The organism is Bradyrhizobium sp. MI1.4, from assembly GCF_055811315.1.
This window is the reverse complement of record NZ_JBVVPP010000012.1, coordinates 12,648-29,469: the sequence shown is the minus strand read 5'-3', so window position 1 is coordinate 29,469 and position 16,822 is coordinate 12,648. Positions and strand designations below refer to the sequence as shown.

Below are 16,822 nucleotides of genomic sequence, written 5' to 3'. Positions count from 1 at the left end.
GCCCGTAGACCGACGAATTGTACTCGCAGGACTGGCCTCCGGAAGGGTGTGGCTGGCTGGACCAGCGTGCTCTGAAGAGTGGCCCAAGCGATTGCTTCCGATCAGTCAGGTTCGCGGTGCGCAAATACCCTCGTCAGTGACGCGAATAGAATGTCTCGGGGACGGGCCAATTCCCGTGAGTCTGGTCTTCGAATGCGACCCGCGCATTGATGCGGCTTTCTTGGCTACATACCCTTCGGCAACCTTCACTGTCGCAGACGGCCGAAACTTCCGTCTAAGTCCTGAAACGGTCTTTGTTGAAGCGTTCGGCGCGGTCGGAGACGGACGTGCTAATGATCAAGGGGCCATTCAACGTGCCATAAAATATGCAGAGACATTCGGCACCGGAACGGTGCGGTTCAATCAGCGCGCTTATGCTGTCTGGTGTCCACAGCGGACGAGCAATCCTGACAACAACAATGCATACGACGGTCACTCGATCGTCGTCGAAGGTCAGATCGCCTTCGTCGGACGTGAGGATAAGACCCGAATCCTGTTTCGAAGCCAGGATGGCCAGGAACTTCACTCCAAGTGGCAAACGGTGAACGGGAAGGTCTGGCGAGGAGCAGGTATATTCTTGAAGGGATGGCGATCGCCTCATTCAGACCGTTCAGAGCTACCGTCGGTGACGCTCACTGACATGGAATTAGATGGCGGATGCGATCGGACCGACGTTTATAGCTATCCGGCCGATGTCTCGACCGGAGAGGGCTGGGACCTCACGCATAAGGGCCTTTGGGCCGAAAACGATCGGGCGACCGGCGACTGGACCCTGGTTCGCTCCAAAGTCGTACGCTTTAGGGGAGAGGTGTTCTATCAGGGCGGCGCTCATCATGGGGCGCTCACCGGCCGGGACGTTGTTATGGGGCAAACTAACGCGGATATTCTCAATCCGTGCGGGACGAACTTGGATATCGAAAGGGGCTACTTTTTTGATGGCAACCAGGGCTGGGAGGGCTGGACCGGCGCTCATGGAAGATTGATAGCTTGTACTTTCGAAAATTGTAGATCGATGGGCGGGCTTCAAGGAGGAATAGCGCGGCCGAGCAAGATACCTGGCAACTCCAGAAATGAGCCGACGCAATTTTCCGCGGGAGAGATTCCGTGGCTTGATCTGGATATCAACGTGATCGATTGCGGTCCCGTATATATTGGGAGCTGGGTGAGAGGCCGGATTGATATAACGGATAGCTTCCTGGCCCTGTCGACGAAGGTCTATCCGCGGATATCGGATGTGATCCTTAACATTTCGGCGCGCTGTCGCAAAAAAAGCATGCCCTGCGTTGTCTCCATTACTGCCGGAGAAAGCGTTCCTAACCTGATCAAGGACGTCACGATAAAGATTCAGTTGGATGAATCCGCGCAACAGGTTCGTTTTGCGCGACTCGTATCTCAACGCGGAAATCTGGATGATACGTCCAACATCTCCATTACACGCGGGCCTTAGGCGCATTCCGCCCAACACCTCCAATAAGAGTTAGCATTTGACTTTATCGAAAGCGCTGAAATGGTAGAAAATCTCGTAGATGCACCGCTGATCTATGCCGCGATGTTCAATTTCGTTGTGTGGCTCGCGATCGGCTTCGTGGTTGTCAAAGTCTGGCATGCTCCGGTCTATCATCCCTTCGTGATTTACCTGCTCTACCACTTCGTCGGATTTATCGTTCGGCCGCTTCTGATCTATCTGGACGGAAAATCATTCATCTGGCTGCGCGTCGGAATTACACCGACTTCTGAGGACATCGTCCGAGTGACGGCGATCGCAAATGTTGCTCTCGTTGCCACGTTCCTTGGGTTTGCGTTTGCAAAGCGTGCCAAGAGCATCATTCCGGCTATCGCTCCCGTTCGGTTTGTTGTCCTGCGGCCTCTTGCGTTCTACGTCGCGGTCTTTGTGATGGGCGCGGCCGGGCTTTACGGCACCTACCGAGCCTACGGCGACGCGGGGCTCCAGTCGGTCAATGGGTTTCAGGTCACGAGGGACGCCGAGGGCGGACAGCGTCTCGTTGGCATATCTGGATACACCCTGGCACTCGCTGAATTTCTTCCCATCATTTGCATCGTGCTGTATCTGTGCAAGGGGTCGATCAGGACGCTCTCTGTTTTCTTCATGGCCGCCTTTGTCGCTCTTCGGATGTACATTGGTGCACAGCGGCTTTCGTTCGTCGTCGTTCTTGTCAGCGTATTTTTTGTGTCGCTCATTGAGGCTCGCAGGCGATATCCAGGTGCTTTGATCATCGTTGGAGTCTTGTTCGGCGGGCTGTTATTCGACATCGTCGGACATGATCGCTACGTGGTGCGTCGGGTTGTGCTTGGAGATGCCGATATTTCGTCAATATGGACGTCCTACGTGGCTGATCGCGGTAGCAAAAGTTCGATGGACGTCGTTGAGTTCGATAGCGCGACCGTAGCAGCAATGGTTGTCGACGAACGGGCGGGTTATTCCTATGGCACGCAATATCTTCGGCTACTATATTGGCCAATCCCCCGACAGCTGTGGCCGGACAAGCCGGTTTTCACGTCAATCGTGAATCTCAACGAGTATGGAAATTTCTCGTCGATGACTACGACTCTCTATGTCGACGTATATATGGTCTACGGGTTCCTTTCATTGATCCCTATGATGTTCTTCTTAGGAGTGGTCCAGAGTCGTCTCTATGACGCGGCAGTAAGGACGACCAGCCCGTTCTTGTTTTCTTTCTTCTGGATATTCCTCATCTATTTCAAAACTATCTTGCGAGATGGCGGAGTGACGGTGGTGTACTTCTGGGCCTTCTCGATGATCGCTGCTTCTATCCTAATCGCTGTCGGAAGGATCAGACTGCAACGGGAGATGATGGTGGTTCGCCCGAGACAAGTTTATTCGAGGGCGACTACATTGCGTCCCAATGGCTAAAGGCCAACTAAATAGGCCTCAGTTGCAAGTCGGATTGCGGAACAACTGCTTGGCGACTCCAGAACTGGACGCATGAACGGCGCCGTATGCGTCAACGCGAGAATGGCGTTTGCTGCGGAGTTCCGTCAAATGCCTCGCCGCTTCTCGGAGATAGTCGACTGCATCCTGGTTGAAGTTTGAATTTGCCGGAATGATCAGCCCATTCGATCCAACTTGGCTCGCTATGCATCCGCGATCGAATGCAATGATGAGATTACCCGCCGACAAAGCTTCAAATACAACCGTCGGTTCGGCCTCGTGCGAGTACTGGGTCGGAAACACGAAAATATCTATGTCCCGATAAAATGTATCTTTCGATGATCCGTAAAGAGGTCCGCGATACTCAAGGACATCGCGTAAGTCGTGAGTTGCGCTCTCCACCAACCTGCGATCGGTTTCAGTTGCAACGGGTCCGGCAAGGATTGCTCTCACCAAAAGACCTTGCGCCTGAGCTGACTCTACCAGCTTCAAGAACGTATGAAGTCCCTTCTCTTTCGTAAGATTGCTGAGAAGTCCGATAGTCAGTGGTCCGGTCGGCGTTTGGAAATCCCAGTCCGGCTCGACAAAAGCCGAGTTTGAAACGATGCAAGCCCTCGGTTCGATCCCATAAGCCATTGCGAATTTTGTGCTCATGATAGGGCACAAGAATACGTGAGTAAGAGTCGGTCCGCCGGCACCCAGAAGCAGGCGCAGAAGTAGTCTTGGGCGATCGATGTAGGCAAAGCTATGGTGGTGCAGAGCAGTCGGATAGCGGCAGATCCGAGCTAGGGCGGCGAGGAATATAATGTACGCCAAACCCCAATCACCTTCGCAAACGAGGTAGCAGCGACGACCGGTCCTAAAGGTATGTCTCAGCAGAATGGTGCCCGCAGTGAGTACCCGAAGCGCTCTATGGATGTGCTTTGATGATCCCGTCTGCCCAGGGTCAGGCGCGATATTCGCTGTACGAACGTCGTGACTGCCTTTGATGGCATCGATCATGCGGGCGGTAATATAGGACAGCCCCGTTACGGGCGGCGGTAGCTGACCGATTGCCACTATGAATTCGTCGTTTGAGTTCACGAGGGCAATGCCCGCTTAAACATAAAGTCAGCTTGGAGTGGGCCTCTCGTTGGGTCGACGTGCTGGTTGAAGACGCCTCGGAGCTCAAAGCCACGATGGTTAAGAAAATCGATAACTTCGCCGACCAGCGCTTGGCCCTCGTAGAGTTCCACGTAGGACGCTTCGACGTAGAGGGTATCAAACGACGGGAGGAGTTCTTCGCAACCGCGCAGCACCTCGAGTTCGAAGCCCTGAACATCGATCTTGAGGAGCGCGGGAAAAACGATCTGATCTTCTTGCAAGAGAGTAGTCAGTCGACGAAGTTCGACCTTCTTTGTCGTATTCACTTCCGTTCCGAACGCTTCAATTTGTGTGGCTGCCGGCGCAAGCATCGAGGAGGAGTCGTTTGCGTTCGCTACGTTGATGGTTGCTTCAGTGTCGGCTGATCCAATTCCGCATCGATAGAGGTGAACATTTGCATCATCTTGAAATATCTTCTTGTATGTACTCCAGCAATCGTCCAGGGGCTCGAAACTAAAGATGTTCGCTTTGGGATACTGCTCACGTGCAAACAATGCGAACTGACCGACGTTTGCTCCGATGTCGACAACAGTTCGATATTCGACATCGCGAAGAGCTGAGCTGTGTTCGATGCTCGCAGCAACCCCCAACTTGAGTGCGCGGCGACCGGACGATGAGCCTGCTGCGTGGAGCAGTTTGCGAATGCGGATGAGAAGCAGATTCATTTGGCAAGGCTCAGCGGAAGGAAAGTTCGGTCAATACGCCGAGGGGCGAGCGAAGGTGACCATCACCGTTGCTACCACAATCCTCGCATCCAACCACAAGCTCCAATTATTGATGTACCACAGATCATACTCCACGCGTTTCTGCATCAGGTCTAGCGTGTGAGTTTCTCCGCGGTAACCATTAACCTGGGCCCAGCCGGTGATGCCGGGCTTGACGTGGTGGCGGAAGGCGTAGTTGCCGATGATCTGCTCATATTCGGTGTTGTGGGCGGCCGCGTGCGGGCGGGGGCCGACCAGCGACATGTCGCCCTTGAGCACGTTGAAGAGCTGCGGCAGCTCGTCGATCGAGGTCTTGCGCAGCCATTTGCCGATGGCCGTCACGCGCGGGTCGTTCTTCTGCGCCTGCACGATTTTCGGGCCGTCCTCGAGCACGCGCATGGTGCGAAACTTGTAGATCTTGAAGGCGCGGCCGTTGAAGCCGTTACGGGTCTGGCGGAACAACACCGGCCCCTTCGAGGTCGCCTTGATCAGCACGGCGGTCACCAGCATCACGGGGGCGAACACGATCAGCGCCAGGGCCGTGCCGGCGAGGTCGAGCGTGCGCTTGAGGGCGCGTTCGTTCCGGGACAGCGGGGCGCGGCGCAGCTCCGCGGTAAAGGTGTTGCCGGTCGATTGCAGCGGATAGCGCAGGAACCGCGCGGCGTGGGCATCGGGCACCAGATGCACGGGAACGGGCAGGATCTTCAGCGCGTCCAGGATGCTGTCGATCGCGTGCTGCCGACTCCAGTTCATCAGCAGGAAGATGTGCTCGACCCGGTTCTCGCGCGCATAGGCGATCAGCTCGTCAAAGCGCGGCGCGATCGCCGACAGCAGCAGCGGCGAGGCGAGGTCGGCGGAGCGGATCTCCATGATCCGCATCAGGCGATAGCCGTGCTGGGCGAGGTCCATCATGGTGTTGGACGCCGCCGGCAGTCCGAATTCGGCGATCATCACCGCGCGGCTGTTGGCGAACGCGCCGGTCGCGAGCGCCCTGGCGGTCCAGCGCCCGGCCGCGAGCTTCCAGGCCAGCAGCACCGTGAGGCCGACCAGGTAGAACGAGAGCGTGGTGCCGCGGGAAAACTCCTCGCTGACCTTCATGGTGAAGGCGATCGCCAGCAGCGCGCCGAACAGCCCGGTCCACGTCGTCACCGTCAGCCGGAAGGTGCGGGCCAAGTTCGTGATGTTCTTCAGACGGTAGCTGTGCTGCACCACGGTCAGCAGGACGAAATTGATCGCAACCAGCACGCTGGCCGCCGCATAGACGTCCGCCTTGCCGAGCGCGCCCGCAGTCGCGATGTGATAGCCGACCGCGCAGCCGATCCCGCTGACCACGATCAGCGCCGCATCCACGACGGCCATCCCCCGCTCCACGACCAAAGGTCGCAGCCAGCGCGGAGCATACCCTTTAGCTGTTTTTGCAAATGGCTCGACCACACCAATTTCCGTCGCAGAATCACGGACGGGCACCGGTCGAGTGGAAAGAAATGTCATCCTGCCAAATCCACTGACGCAAAATTCCTTACCGAAGAAGCCGTGCTATCGGTCAAAATCGCTGTTAAAACAAGGCGAAGGGAAAATTAACCTTACCTGATAAGTTGCATTGTAGTCCATCTCGCCCCGGCTGATATGTTCAATTTCACAATCCGTTAGGAAAATCTCATTGCCTCGAACCCAGTCCCGGCGGCGGACGACGTCGAGAGGGAAGCGTTACCTCGCCGTTGCCCTTGCTGTCCTCGCCTTGGCCGGGACAGTGCTGCTTCTGCTTCGCCCCGATGCGGCGCCAGTACGAGCCCCGACAGCCTTGAGCGCAGCGGTCAAGCTCCTCCTGGACGGGCCATATGGCGCGCGCTTCGGCGGCGAACTCGCTGCATCCAGGCAGGGATATTTCTCCTCCCGCATTGAGGTGGCGGCCCAACCCGACCCGGACTTCGTCCAAACCATTGCACGTCAACATGCCATCGGCGTGACGAGCGGCCAGAAGTTCCTCCTGGCAAGCTGGCGCGGCGTTCCCGTGACCGCGTTTGCAGCAAGCTTTCTCGATACCTCCGTTGCGATCTTCACTCTCGAAAGCTCGGGCCTGCGGCGGCCGGCTGATCTGGTCGGAAAACGGATCGGATACCGCAGGGCGAGTGAGGGCGATGTGGTGTTCGATGCCATGATGGCGCAGCTTGGACTGCCTCGAAGCCAAATCACGAAGGTGCCCGATCGCGACAGTTTCGAGGCTCTCAGGGCCGGGGAGGTGGATGCGATCATTGCCGCAATCGATGCGCAACCAGATCCGGCCAGTTCGAATACCATGAAGTTGAATGTCATCAAGCCGCAAGACTACGGAATCCATGTTCCTGGCTTGGTCTACTTCGCAAGCACTGCTCTCGTCCATGAACAGCCATCCATGATCGCCGACGTCCTTCAGGGCCTCATCCGAGGATGGCAATTCACCTACGCTGACTATGCACGGAGCGTGCCTGTTCTCGCCGGTACCGGACCGAGCGCTCTGAATCCCGTACGGCTCAGGTTCGAGCTGCAGCAGCAGCGGCCCCTCGTGCTTCCGACAGGCGGCCGCATCGGCGACTACGACGAAAGCCGCTGGCGGACGCTCCGGGATATCCTGCTCTTTGCGAAGCTGGGCGAGGAAGACGTGCCTTTGGCTCAGACGGTCAACTACCAGTTCCTTCGAGATGTGTACCGCCGTTCACCCGATCTTGCCGCTCCAGGCGCATGGAGTGAGGATAAATAGGACCAAGAAGCCACAGTCGTGTGCCATGTCGTCCCAAAAGTCCCTCGGCCGCCCCGCATGAGTTGCATTTCCGCCGGTGGCCTTGGTACAATTCGGTTCACCATTTGGGCTAGTCGCGGAGTGGCTCACCCATCGTGACGTTGGTCGGCTGGGGTCTGACAAGCGCGAGTCGGGGATCAATCCGCAGGGGCAAGGAACTTTTTGGGATGTTTAAGACATTGATGCGAGCGGGCTTTTTGACCGCAACTATTACGCTCAGCGCGGCGAGCGGAGCGAGCGCCGCGATGCAGATGCCGGCACCTGCGGCCTTGCTTACGGGTGAGGGGCAGGTGACACCCATTACCTTCTGGGCACAACCCTACCCATATCGGTACACGCCGTGGCGCCGTTGCCCGCTGGTGCGGGTCGAGACGCCCTATGGCTGGTATATGGATCGGGTTTGCGCGCCTCTCGGTCCCGTCCTGCGCCGGGCGTACTGAGGTTGAGGTAGCTCGCGGCGACTGTCGTTTTTCAACGATGTCCGAAGGCAGCCGCACAGCTGGTGCGACTGCCTTGCTCGTTTTTGTTTCATTGTGTGCTGACCTTTTGTGCGCGCAGCGCAGGTTCACCATGAATATCTTCGTCGGGCCGGCACAGGCTGTCGCATGGTGTAGATTGTGTTACCGGTTTGGCGGCGCTGCATCGGCAGCGTGACTGCGTAATGCGGCGGCCGGCCAAACCGGACTCTGGTAGAGGATACGATGACAGGGGTTTCAACCTACGATCTCAAGGGCAAACGTGTCTTCGTCGCGGGTCACCGCGGCATGGTCGGATCAGCTGTCGTCCGCAGGCTTGCCCTAGAGAACTGCACCGTGCTGACGGCCGACCGGCGTGAGCTGGACCTCACCAAGGAAGAGCCCACGCTGAAATGGCTCGAGGCAAATCGCCCAGAGGCCGTTGTTCACGCCGCTGCAAAGGTGGGCGGTATCGCAGCCAATAGCAATTTCCCGGTCGATTTTCTCTGCGATAACCTTGCGCTGGAATTGAACGTGATCCGCGCAAGTCACATGGTTGGCGTGCAGCGCCTATTGTTTCTCGGCTCGTCCTGCATCTATCCCAAACACGCCAAGCAGCCGATCGCCGAAAGCGAGTTGCTGACGGGGCCACTCGAGCCGACCAACGAGTGGTACGCCATCGCCAAGATTGCCGGCCTGAAGATGTGCCAGGCTTATCGTCGGCAGTATGGTGATGATTTCATCTCGGTAATGCCGACCAATCTCTATGGCCGCGGCGACAACTATCATCCGGATCATAGCCATGTTCCGGCGGCACTGATCCGGCGCTTCCACGAAGCCAAGATCGCTAACGCACCCAGCGTCTCCGTGTGGGGCACCGGCACGCCGCTTCGCGAGTTTCTCAACGTGGACGATTTCGCCGATGCCTGCGTCTTCCTTCTGAAGAACTATTCCAGCGATCTGCCGATCAATGTCGGCAGTGGCGAGGAATTGTCGATCGCCGAATTTGCAACGGCAGTCGCGGAGGTCGTGAGCTATCAAGGCGAGCTTGCGTTCGATACGTCGAAGCCTGACGGGACGCCGCGCAAGCTGCTCGATAGCTCGAGAATTCGAGGGCTTGGCTGGCGGCCGAACGTTGCTCTGCGGGCCGGTCTCGCGGCCGCCTACGCCGATTTTTTGAAGGGCTACGGACGTCACCTGGAAGTCAGCGCAACGCGCTGAGTAGACGATTTGGGCTGTAAGATAATCTTTTATTCTGAACTTTGATCTGGGCGGGGCCTCTATGCGTGTTCTCTTGGTCGGCATCAATTATGCCCCCGATCTGATCGGAGTGGCGAAATACAATAGCGAGCTCTGCGAAAGCCTCGTCGCCGAAGGTCACGAGGTCAGGGTGATCACGGCTCCGCCGTATTATCCCGCCTGGAAGATCCCGCACCGCTTTAGTAGTTCTTACTTTAGAACGAGGCATATCGATGGCGTTCGGGTCACGCGCACGCCGATCTATGTGCCTGAACATCCGTCAGGGGCGAAGCGACTTATCCATCATGCCTCCTTCGCACTCTCGAGCGCAGTGCCGGCCCTCGCGAATGCGCTCTCCTGGCGACCAGACGTCATGATCGCGGTAGCCCCGTCTCTGATGTCGGCTGCCTTCGTCTCGTTCGTCGCTCGTCGGGTCGGCGCCAAATCGTGGCTCCACATCCAGGATTTCGAGGTCGATGCAGCGTTCGATCTTGGTCTGCTGCGCAACGGTTTCTTGCGCAAATGGATGCTTAGAACTGAAGCAGCGATCCTCAAATCCTTCGATCATGTTTCGACGATCTCTCAGCCGATGATGGATCGCCTGATCCTCAAAGGCGTGGGCCTCGATAAAGCAGTTGAGGTCAGAAATTGGATTGATACCCGGGCGATCTGCCCCGCTTCGCGGATGACGAAATATCGCGAGCAGCTCAAGCTTGGCGAGACCGACATCGTTGCGCTCTACTCCGGAACGATGTCGAAGAAGCAAGGGCTTGATTTCGTGATCGAGGCCGCGATCGGGTTGGAGCAAAGCCATCCACATATTCGGTTTATTCTTGCCGGCGACGGACCCGATAAGACGAGGCTCGAGCAAATGGCCGTTGGGCATCCCAACATCCATTTTTTCGGGCTTCAGCCCAAGGAAAGCTTCAACGAGTTGTTGGCAACTGCAGATTTCCACCTGATTCCGCAGAAGGCGGAGGCGGCCGATCTGGTGTTGCCTTCCAAGCTTGGCGCGATCTTCGCGTCCGCTCGGCCAGTCATCGCCATGGCCGAAGAGGGTACGGGGCTTGCGGCGGAAGTCATCGGCGCGGGCCTTGTGATTCCACCTGGAGATTCGTCCGCTCTTCAAGCCGCAATTTGCGAGCTTAGTGAAGCATCCGCCCTCCGCGAGCATTACGGGGAGGAAGGAAGAAAGCGCGCCCTTGATCGGTGGGACCGACAAACAATTGTTCGTCGGTGGTCGGAAGTCATGGCGGACGAGCGCCAATCGGCAGGGCCGAAAAGTATCGGACCGACAAGCGCCAACGACAGCATTGGACTTCCAGTGGAGGATGCGGTGCGGTTGCCCTGAGGCGTCTGGCGTCGACTGCGTCTGCTGACGAACAAGAGCGGCCGAAGGTGAGCGCCGGGATGCGCGCTTACCGTCTGGACGCTCGTTGTGACGAGCTGATCTAAGTTAGGATCACTCGTGCCGCGGAAAGTATCTGAATCCGTGCTGCTTGATCAGTTCGTCTCGCTTTGCGGATTCGAGATCTTCCTTCATCATTTCCTGAACCAGCGTTTCGAAGGAGGTCGTTGGCTCCCATCCAAGTTTCTGCTTGGCTTTCGATGGATCTCCCAAGAGAGTTGCGACCTCTGTGGGACGGAAATAGCGGGGGTCGACCGAGACGATGCATTTTCCGGTAGAGGTGTCATAGCCCTTCTCATCGGCACCGCTGCCTTCCCAGCGGATCTGTATCCCGACTTCGTTCGCTGCAATATTGACGAAATCTCTCACGGAGTGCTGTACGCCGGTAGCGATAACGAAATCTTCGGGCTTCTCCTGTTGCAGCATTAACCACTGCATTTCGACGTAATCGCGGGCATGACCCCAATCGCGCAGTGCATCGAGATTGCCCAAATACAGGCCCTCCTGCAGACCCAAATGGATTCGCGCAAGCGCTCTCGTAATCTTTCGGGTGACAAAGGTCTCGCCGCGAACCGGGGATTCGTGATTGAACAGAATGCCGTTGCAGGCGTACATGCCGTACGCTTCGCGATAGTTCACCGTGATCCAATAGGCGTAGAGTTTGGCGACCGCATAAGGGGACCGCGGGTAAAAGGGGGTCGTCTCCTTTTGCGGGATTTCCTGAACCAGGCCGTACAATTCGGAAGTCGACGCCTGATAGAAGCGCGCCGTCTTCTCGAGCCCCACTATGCGCATCGCTTCCAGAATCCGCAGCGTGCCCAGCGCATCGGAATTCGCGGTATATTCAGGCTCCTCAAACGACACGGCCACATGGCTTTGCGCAGCGAGATTGTAAATCTCGTCCGGCTGCACTTGGCCGACGATCCGAATGAGGCTGGAGGAGTCCGTCAAATCTCCGTAGTGGAGGCGGAACGGCGGATCGGGCTCGTGGGGATCAAGATAAAGATGGTCAATGCGATCCGTATTGAAGAGGGAGGTCCGGCGTTTGATGCCGTGGACCTCATATCCTTTCTGCAGAAGAAGTTCAGCTAAATAAGCGCCGTCCTGGCCAGTGACGCCGGTAATAAGTGCTCGTTTCTTTGTCATATCAATCCCGAATTTGAGACTCGTGCTTACATGAAATTAGCTTGATTAGGGAGGGTGAAATTGCCGGAAACCCGCGCTTAGATTAACAGCCTTCTTGCAGCCCGTCGGGAGGGCCGAGCTGGACCAGCCGGATCTCAGGAGCAATGGCACTTGTAAGCGCGTAGTCGCCGCAATTGCCTTCGGCAAGTGATATCTACTCGCCTGCGTCACAGGACTGGAGAGCCGATCTCTCGCCGCTATGCCGATGCTCACCGCTGATTGGTCTGAGCAAGTTCTCGCGAACGCTGGTTTGCGGGGCGAAGTCACGAGTCCGGCGATCATCGTCGCTGGCAGTCCTCAGGATATTAAATGCAGAACTGCGAGAATGACAGCGGTGATGTCAACGTTTGAGATTCAGCTTTCGGGCTGGCCGTCAACGCAATTCACTATCGCGAGCATGCAGACGGCATGTCTGATCAATCAAGCTCGCCATGTCATCTCTGGCTGCATCCGGATTTATATCGGCCTTGCAGTGAAAGTGCTATGACAATTGTCAGGCAACCGCTGCACACCATTGAAGCAAGGTTTATACCTCGGCGATGCCCGACCAGCCGCATCACGCGGAGTCATCGGCCGGCGTCAACTCGCCCGGCTTTGAAGCTTATAAGCGCGAGGAAAGCTTGGCGCCGCAACACAGCTCATCGAACATGGATCATCTCTGCGTGCCAATTTGTAGCGCGATCCTGTTTGTGGTGCAGAAGGTGACGTCCTCATCCGACCACGCGCCAGTCGAACACAAAGGCGTGGTGCACGCTCTCCTGCCGGCTGAAGTGCAGCCGATTTTTTGTGCGGCTTCTTGACGGGCCGGCGGCTCGACATTGTGAACTCGCAGACTTGCGGCCAAGATCTATTTGACATTTAATTGTGGTTAATGCAGAACGTTTATATTTATTCGAGTTATTTTGACTGCGTCCGTCTTAATAGGGATGGAAGATGATCGAAGATAAGCTATCCCGTTTGCGCGCACATCGGAAGAACATCGAGCGTTATGTGCGCCTTCTCCAAACCACACTAACCGAGGTTGAACGGCAGTACATTGAGACACGCCTGACCGAAGAGCAATCGGCATCGGCACGCCTTTCTTCGTCGTCGCTCCAGATGGCCACTGAGGCTCAAGTTGAAATCTAATTGCATGTCCGCTCAGCTTCGACGCACGGCTCCTGCCCTATCGCCGCGGCACAGGCCTGCCGGAATGTATCGCCGATCCTGAAGCGCGCTCATTTGAGACTGGCGCGGTAACCAGGCTCTCACCCGCGATCGGCCTGACGGTCAAGTCGCACCACGTTTGTCGCGCCGCCTGATCCGCTTGCTAGGTGCGGCGAGCTGCGGCTCGCGACGAAGCATACGCCGCAAAGTGTCGCTTTTCTCCAGATGATGCGGCACGTGACGGCTCCACGATGGCCATCGAACGAGAGCGCAAATTCATTGGCAAAGATGTAGTAAGGCGTTGAGATACAGGCTCCTCGGACGTTGACATCGCGCACCACGCATGGATGGCGTCCATTCAATCCGCTAAATGACAGCTGCGCGGCCCGGTTGATCGGTATCCTTTGCATGGCACGACGTTCGCTCATGGCGAGATCCTCCAAATGGAAAGGCAAACTCTCATCGAACGATCGCGGTGATCGCGATCGCGCTTCTGCGAAGTCAGCTTTTCCGGTCCCGCCGACGTCCCGGAGATGGCATATTGATGGTCCCCGCGGGATCCGCTAACAAGCAGTATTATTGTCTCTTTAAAATTCGATCGGATCAAATAGTTAATTCAGCGTCCGATTAATGATGGAGGATTGACGAGGCGTTCAAAGATTTGAGTTTTGCAGCGTTTGTGGGGTGTTTCACATCGTTTTCATGAACCTGTGTTAGTATCTGCGTGGATTTGACGCTGATTTATTTTTCGACCCGATGATGATTGTTCTGAAACGATGGATCACAGTAGGGGGCGCTAATGTGTAATCGTGCTCTGGTGCTCGGCCGCATCTCGGTTCTGCGTAAACGCATATGGTCGCTCAGCTCGCAATTGGCAGAGCTTCAGAGCCTTCGCGGCCGGGTGGAACAAGCGGAGAAACGAAGGGCCGGAAGACGCTCAAGATTTACGGGCATGTCCGCGATGCGCCGCCAATCGCGGCGATAGCGACCTGCGTCTTCCAGTGATCTTTGGTTTATCTGAGGATGAACAGCTGAGCGGAAATTCAGCGCTCAGCATGCCGCGAGGGCGGCATCGAACACGGCTTCTCACTACCCTAGCAGCCTTCGGAAAGGATACCATCACGCTCTGGGCAAGCGCAGGCCGGTTCCTGTGTTCGCGATCGAACATTCAGGCGTGCAAAGTTTCGCTAAGGTCCTCGTCAGCGAGATACCTGATTCACGAAGGGGCGTCGAAGGTGTTGGGTGGTCTGGTGATGCGCTGGCGTATGCGCAATTTTTTGTTGATTTGTCCATCTTGCAAAAATGCGGCTTCCGCAATCCGCGGGCGCTACATGCTCGGCCAGGAGCGATTGACGTGCGATCGCTGCGGAGCAACTCACTCCATGACTTTCTGGCGTTTTGAAGGGATAGCTCACCGCGCGTGCGCGATGACTAGTCGGAAGGACTCTTGCGTTCAGGGCTAGTTAGCGCGGGGCTTTTTTGGGGGATAAGGGAATGACGAATTGTGTGATCGTTCGGGCCTATGGAAGGCAATTGGATCAGTTGCGCGGCGAGGCATCGCGCATTTCGCGGGCAAACAAAATCGGCTGTTGGATCGAGCGCGAAGTCCAAGGCGCACGATTTTGCTTTGAGGACGCTGAGGCGAAGAGAGCGTTCGTCTCAATCTGCGAAAACATCGGTGTTTCGCATATTGATGGCGCCCCGCCGGCGTGAACAGGCGGGATCGCGACTGGTTTGTTCGAGGCGTTCTCCGAATGCCTTGATGGCGGCAGCAGCCGACCGGAGCGTGAGCATCGAAACTGATTCCACAAGGTTCGGAGGCGACCCAGGCTCAAGGCTGGGGAAGTTGAGCCCGGCCTTACATCGGAATCCAGGCAACAATAAAGAACGAAGAATCGGCTTGGTTCCTATCCGGCCAGCACGTCCTCGCGCGACTTCAGCAGGCGCACCTAACTGCCGCTCTCATGCTCTTCCAGCTAGCTGCGATTGGGATAGGCAACGCCCGCACCGAACTCACGAGCAGTGCCGCCGAGCCGGAAGAGCAAGGGCTCAATGTAGATGCTGTCCAGCACGGCTCGACGCCAGCGGCCAGCTCGAGGAGTTCGCTGGCTACCGTCTCAGGATCCGCGAAGGGGCTCTCTAACGAGAGCTTCATTGCAGGCGCTCCTCAGGCCACCATGTGGTCGGCCGTAGAACTTGGCCCGCCAATCTGCTTGCAAATTGGAGGGGAGCGCGGTGCCCGGGTTGCCAAAGGGCGGCAGTGCAGTATCTAGGATCCCAACCGGGTGCGCGAATTAAATGCCCCGCGGGTTTTTCGCGCTCGCCACGGTATTACCGCTCTCTTGCCTTCATCACTGCTGGTTGCTGCAATTAAATGTGGATTGCGGGACCGTTGTTCAGGTCGTGACTTGTCCGCTGCTTGGGCTTGATTAATGCTCTTAGAACCCGGGATGGAGCTATGAACATCGATCATCTGAAGTTGCTCTCGCTTGACGAGCTTTCGAAAATTCACGACGAGGTGACCGCCAAACTTGGCGACACAATGTTGGCGGAAAAAGCCAAGTTGGAGGAACGGCTGCGACGGATCGGAATGGGTCACGAAGCCAGCCGGTTTGAGCGTAAGCGCCGCCAATACCCGCCCGTTCGTCCAAAGTACCGGAATCCGAAGAACCCGACGGAGACCTGGTCGGGGCGGGGCAGGGTGCCGCGATGGCTCAAGCCGCAACTTCGAGGCGGCCGCAAGCTGGATGATTTCCTCATTGTCTCAGCTTTTGATCAGAAGCGGCAGTCGACCTGATCGCCCAGGTCATGGCATCTGCCGAAAGTCAGATCGTGCGAGGCCACAGATCGTGAGGCCAAGGCGCAAGCCCGCGCTCGGATGTCGGTCTCGCTGTCTGGCTCGCGGCGCACGTGCTTCTCTCTGAGAGATCAAACTCGGCCGCTAGGCATCTCAACAATGAACGCTTTGCGACTTGCATAGCTGCGCGAAGGCAGCCTTAGCCTCGCTATTGCCAAAACAAAAATGCGTTCCTCTGCCTTGCTTCTCGACCCACCAGTCTGCCTGGCCTTAACGGGCGATGCAGGAAGCCTCAGCTCTCAGCCGGCCTATTTCGCGCGGAGCAGCGCTTACGATTAGTCAGTGCACGATTTTGTGCTTCGTTACGAAATCCAAGCAAACTCGACAAGTGGCGTCCGGGGATTCAGGAGCGCATCGCGTCGATAGCGTGTGCGATTATAATGCCAGCGCTCAAGACAATTAGAAAAATGACCAACCAGCTGTTCACGTTCGCCTCCTGTTTTGGAAGTGAACCTTCCCGTTCATGCACAGTCAAAGGCATCGCGCAGGAAACCGCGATTTCAGCCGCAGCTGAGGATTCATTGCCACACGGCGGGCTATCGTCGGAACGCAAGGAAAAGCAGTGTGCCGACGATGACGGTCGCGAGAAGTGGAAACCAAATGTCCGGCACTTCAGGGTCTCCGACTCACTGCGTCGGATTAAATGCGCTCGGCGCTCTCAATTCTCCTATTATTCACTATTCTCCACAGCTCTAAAGAAGTGGCTGCAACTCGCAAAGAATGTTTGCGGTATTATGTTCGTGGTCGGGCGCCTCCAGCATTCAAAGCTGTTTCGATCGGGTGCGTTCGTTTAGGTAGCCGCCCTCGCGGTGCAGATTCATTCCTGTCGACAGTTCCAGGTTTAACGCGTCTCGCGAGCATCAAGCTTAACGAGTGACATTCGTTGCCAAGTTGCCGAGACGGAATATCGTCGCGTCGATCGGGTATTTTCCCGAACCACCAGTTAGTGGGGGTTGCCT

The 16,822-nt window shown here is 56.8% G+C and carries 15 protein-coding genes; 10 read left to right on the top strand and 5 right to left on the bottom strand.

The window, feature by feature from the left end:
- Window positions 1–175: 175 nt before the first annotated feature.
- Both AC0L23_RS16145 and AC0L23_RS16140 read left to right on the top strand, forming a co-directional pair.
- Window positions 176–1,486, top strand: coding sequence for a hypothetical protein (locus AC0L23_RS16145; protein ID WP_473357131.1), 1,311 nt, complete (start codon window positions 176–178; stop codon window positions 1,484–1,486).
- A gap of 60 nt (window positions 1,487–1,546) precedes the next feature.
- Complete coding sequence (locus AC0L23_RS16140; protein ID WP_473357130.1) at window positions 1,547–2,932, top strand: hypothetical protein; 1,386 nt, start codon at window positions 1,547–1,549, stop codon at window positions 2,930–2,932.
- An 18-nt stretch (window positions 2,933–2,950) separates the two neighbouring features.
- Here the strand turns inward: AC0L23_RS16140 and AC0L23_RS16135 are convergent, their stop codons facing one another.
- From AC0L23_RS16135 to AC0L23_RS16125, 3 genes are all read right to left on the bottom strand, one after another.
- A complete protein-coding gene (locus AC0L23_RS16135; protein ID WP_473357129.1) occupies window positions 2,951–3,604 on the bottom strand; it encodes a glycosyltransferase in 654 nt (217 codons plus the stop codon).
- 425 nt (window positions 3,605–4,029) lie between these two features.
- The gene (locus AC0L23_RS16130; protein WP_473357128.1) at window positions 4,030–4,758 is read right to left on the bottom strand and encodes an FkbM family methyltransferase; all 729 of its coding nucleotides are present in this window, start codon (window positions 4,756–4,758) and stop codon (window positions 4,030–4,032) included.
- A 30-nt stretch (window positions 4,759–4,788) separates the two neighbouring features.
- The gene (locus tag AC0L23_RS16125) at window positions 4,789–6,156 is read right to left on the bottom strand and encodes an undecaprenyl-phosphate glucose phosphotransferase (RefSeq protein WP_473357127.1); all 1,368 of its coding nucleotides are present in this window, start codon (window positions 6,154–6,156) and stop codon (window positions 4,789–4,791) included.
- Window positions 6,157–6,598: 442 nt separating this feature from the next.
- On the opposite strand from AC0L23_RS16125, the gene AC0L23_RS16120 reads away from it, so the two are divergent.
- The 3 genes from AC0L23_RS16120 (at window position 6,599) to AC0L23_RS16110 (ending at window position 10,618) form a co-directional block, all read left to right on the top strand.
- Window positions 6,599–7,534, top strand: a complete 936-nt coding sequence (locus tag AC0L23_RS16120; RefSeq protein ID WP_473357126.1) for an ABC transporter substrate-binding protein — start codon at window positions 6,599–6,601, stop codon at window positions 7,532–7,534.
- 740 nt (window positions 7,535–8,274) lie between these two features.
- The gene (locus tag AC0L23_RS16115; protein ID WP_473357125.1) at window positions 8,275–9,249 is read left to right on the top strand and encodes a GDP-L-fucose synthase family protein; all 975 of its coding nucleotides are present in this window, start codon (window positions 8,275–8,277) and stop codon (window positions 9,247–9,249) included.
- A 61-nt stretch (window positions 9,250–9,310) separates the two neighbouring features.
- Window positions 9,311–10,618, top strand: coding sequence for a WcaI family glycosyltransferase (locus AC0L23_RS16110; protein ID WP_473357124.1), 1,308 nt, complete (start codon window positions 9,311–9,313; stop codon window positions 10,616–10,618).
- 111 nt (window positions 10,619–10,729) lie between these two features.
- Here the strand turns inward: AC0L23_RS16110 and gmd are convergent, their stop codons facing one another.
- Window positions 10,730–11,821, bottom strand: a complete 1,092-nt coding sequence (gmd, locus tag AC0L23_RS16105) for a GDP-mannose 4,6-dehydratase (RefSeq protein WP_473357123.1) — start codon at window positions 11,819–11,821, stop codon at window positions 10,730–10,732.
- Window positions 11,822–12,399: 578 nt separating this feature from the next.
- On the opposite strand from gmd, the gene AC0L23_RS16100 reads away from it, so the two are divergent.
- Both AC0L23_RS16100 and AC0L23_RS16095 read left to right on the top strand, forming a co-directional pair.
- Window positions 12,400–12,660, top strand: coding sequence for a hypothetical protein (locus tag AC0L23_RS16100; protein WP_473357122.1), 261 nt, complete (start codon window positions 12,400–12,402; stop codon window positions 12,658–12,660).
- A gap of 133 nt (window positions 12,661–12,793) precedes the next feature.
- Window positions 12,794–12,988, top strand: coding sequence for a hypothetical protein (locus AC0L23_RS16095; RefSeq protein WP_473357121.1), 195 nt, complete (start codon window positions 12,794–12,796; stop codon window positions 12,986–12,988).
- A 119-nt stretch (window positions 12,989–13,107) separates the two neighbouring features.
- Here the strand turns inward: AC0L23_RS16095 and AC0L23_RS16090 are convergent, their stop codons facing one another.
- Window positions 13,108–13,434, bottom strand: a complete 327-nt coding sequence (locus AC0L23_RS16090) for a PilZ domain-containing protein (RefSeq protein ID WP_473357120.1) — start codon at window positions 13,432–13,434, stop codon at window positions 13,108–13,110.
- A 1,066-nt stretch (window positions 13,435–14,500) separates the two neighbouring features.
- On the opposite strand from AC0L23_RS16090, the gene AC0L23_RS16085 reads away from it, so the two are divergent.
- The 3 genes from AC0L23_RS16085 to AC0L23_RS16075 all read left to right on the top strand — a co-directional run bounded on the left by AC0L23_RS16085 (window position 14,501) and on the right by AC0L23_RS16075 (window position 16,657).
- Window positions 14,501–14,719 carry a hypothetical protein gene (locus AC0L23_RS16085; RefSeq protein ID WP_473357119.1) on the top strand — a complete coding sequence of 73 codons (219 nt, stop codon included), beginning with the start codon at window positions 14,501–14,503 and terminating at the stop codon, window positions 14,717–14,719.
- Window positions 14,720–15,464: 745 nt separating this feature from the next.
- Window positions 15,465–15,803 carry an H-NS histone family protein gene (locus tag AC0L23_RS16080; protein ID WP_473357118.1) on the top strand — a complete coding sequence of 113 codons (339 nt, stop codon included), beginning with the start codon at window positions 15,465–15,467 and terminating at the stop codon, window positions 15,801–15,803.
- Between the two features lie 467 nt (window positions 15,804–16,270).
- Complete coding sequence (locus tag AC0L23_RS16075) at window positions 16,271–16,657, top strand: hypothetical protein (protein WP_473357117.1); 387 nt, start codon at window positions 16,271–16,273, stop codon at window positions 16,655–16,657.
- The last annotated feature ends 165 nt before the right edge of the window (window positions 16,658–16,822 follow it).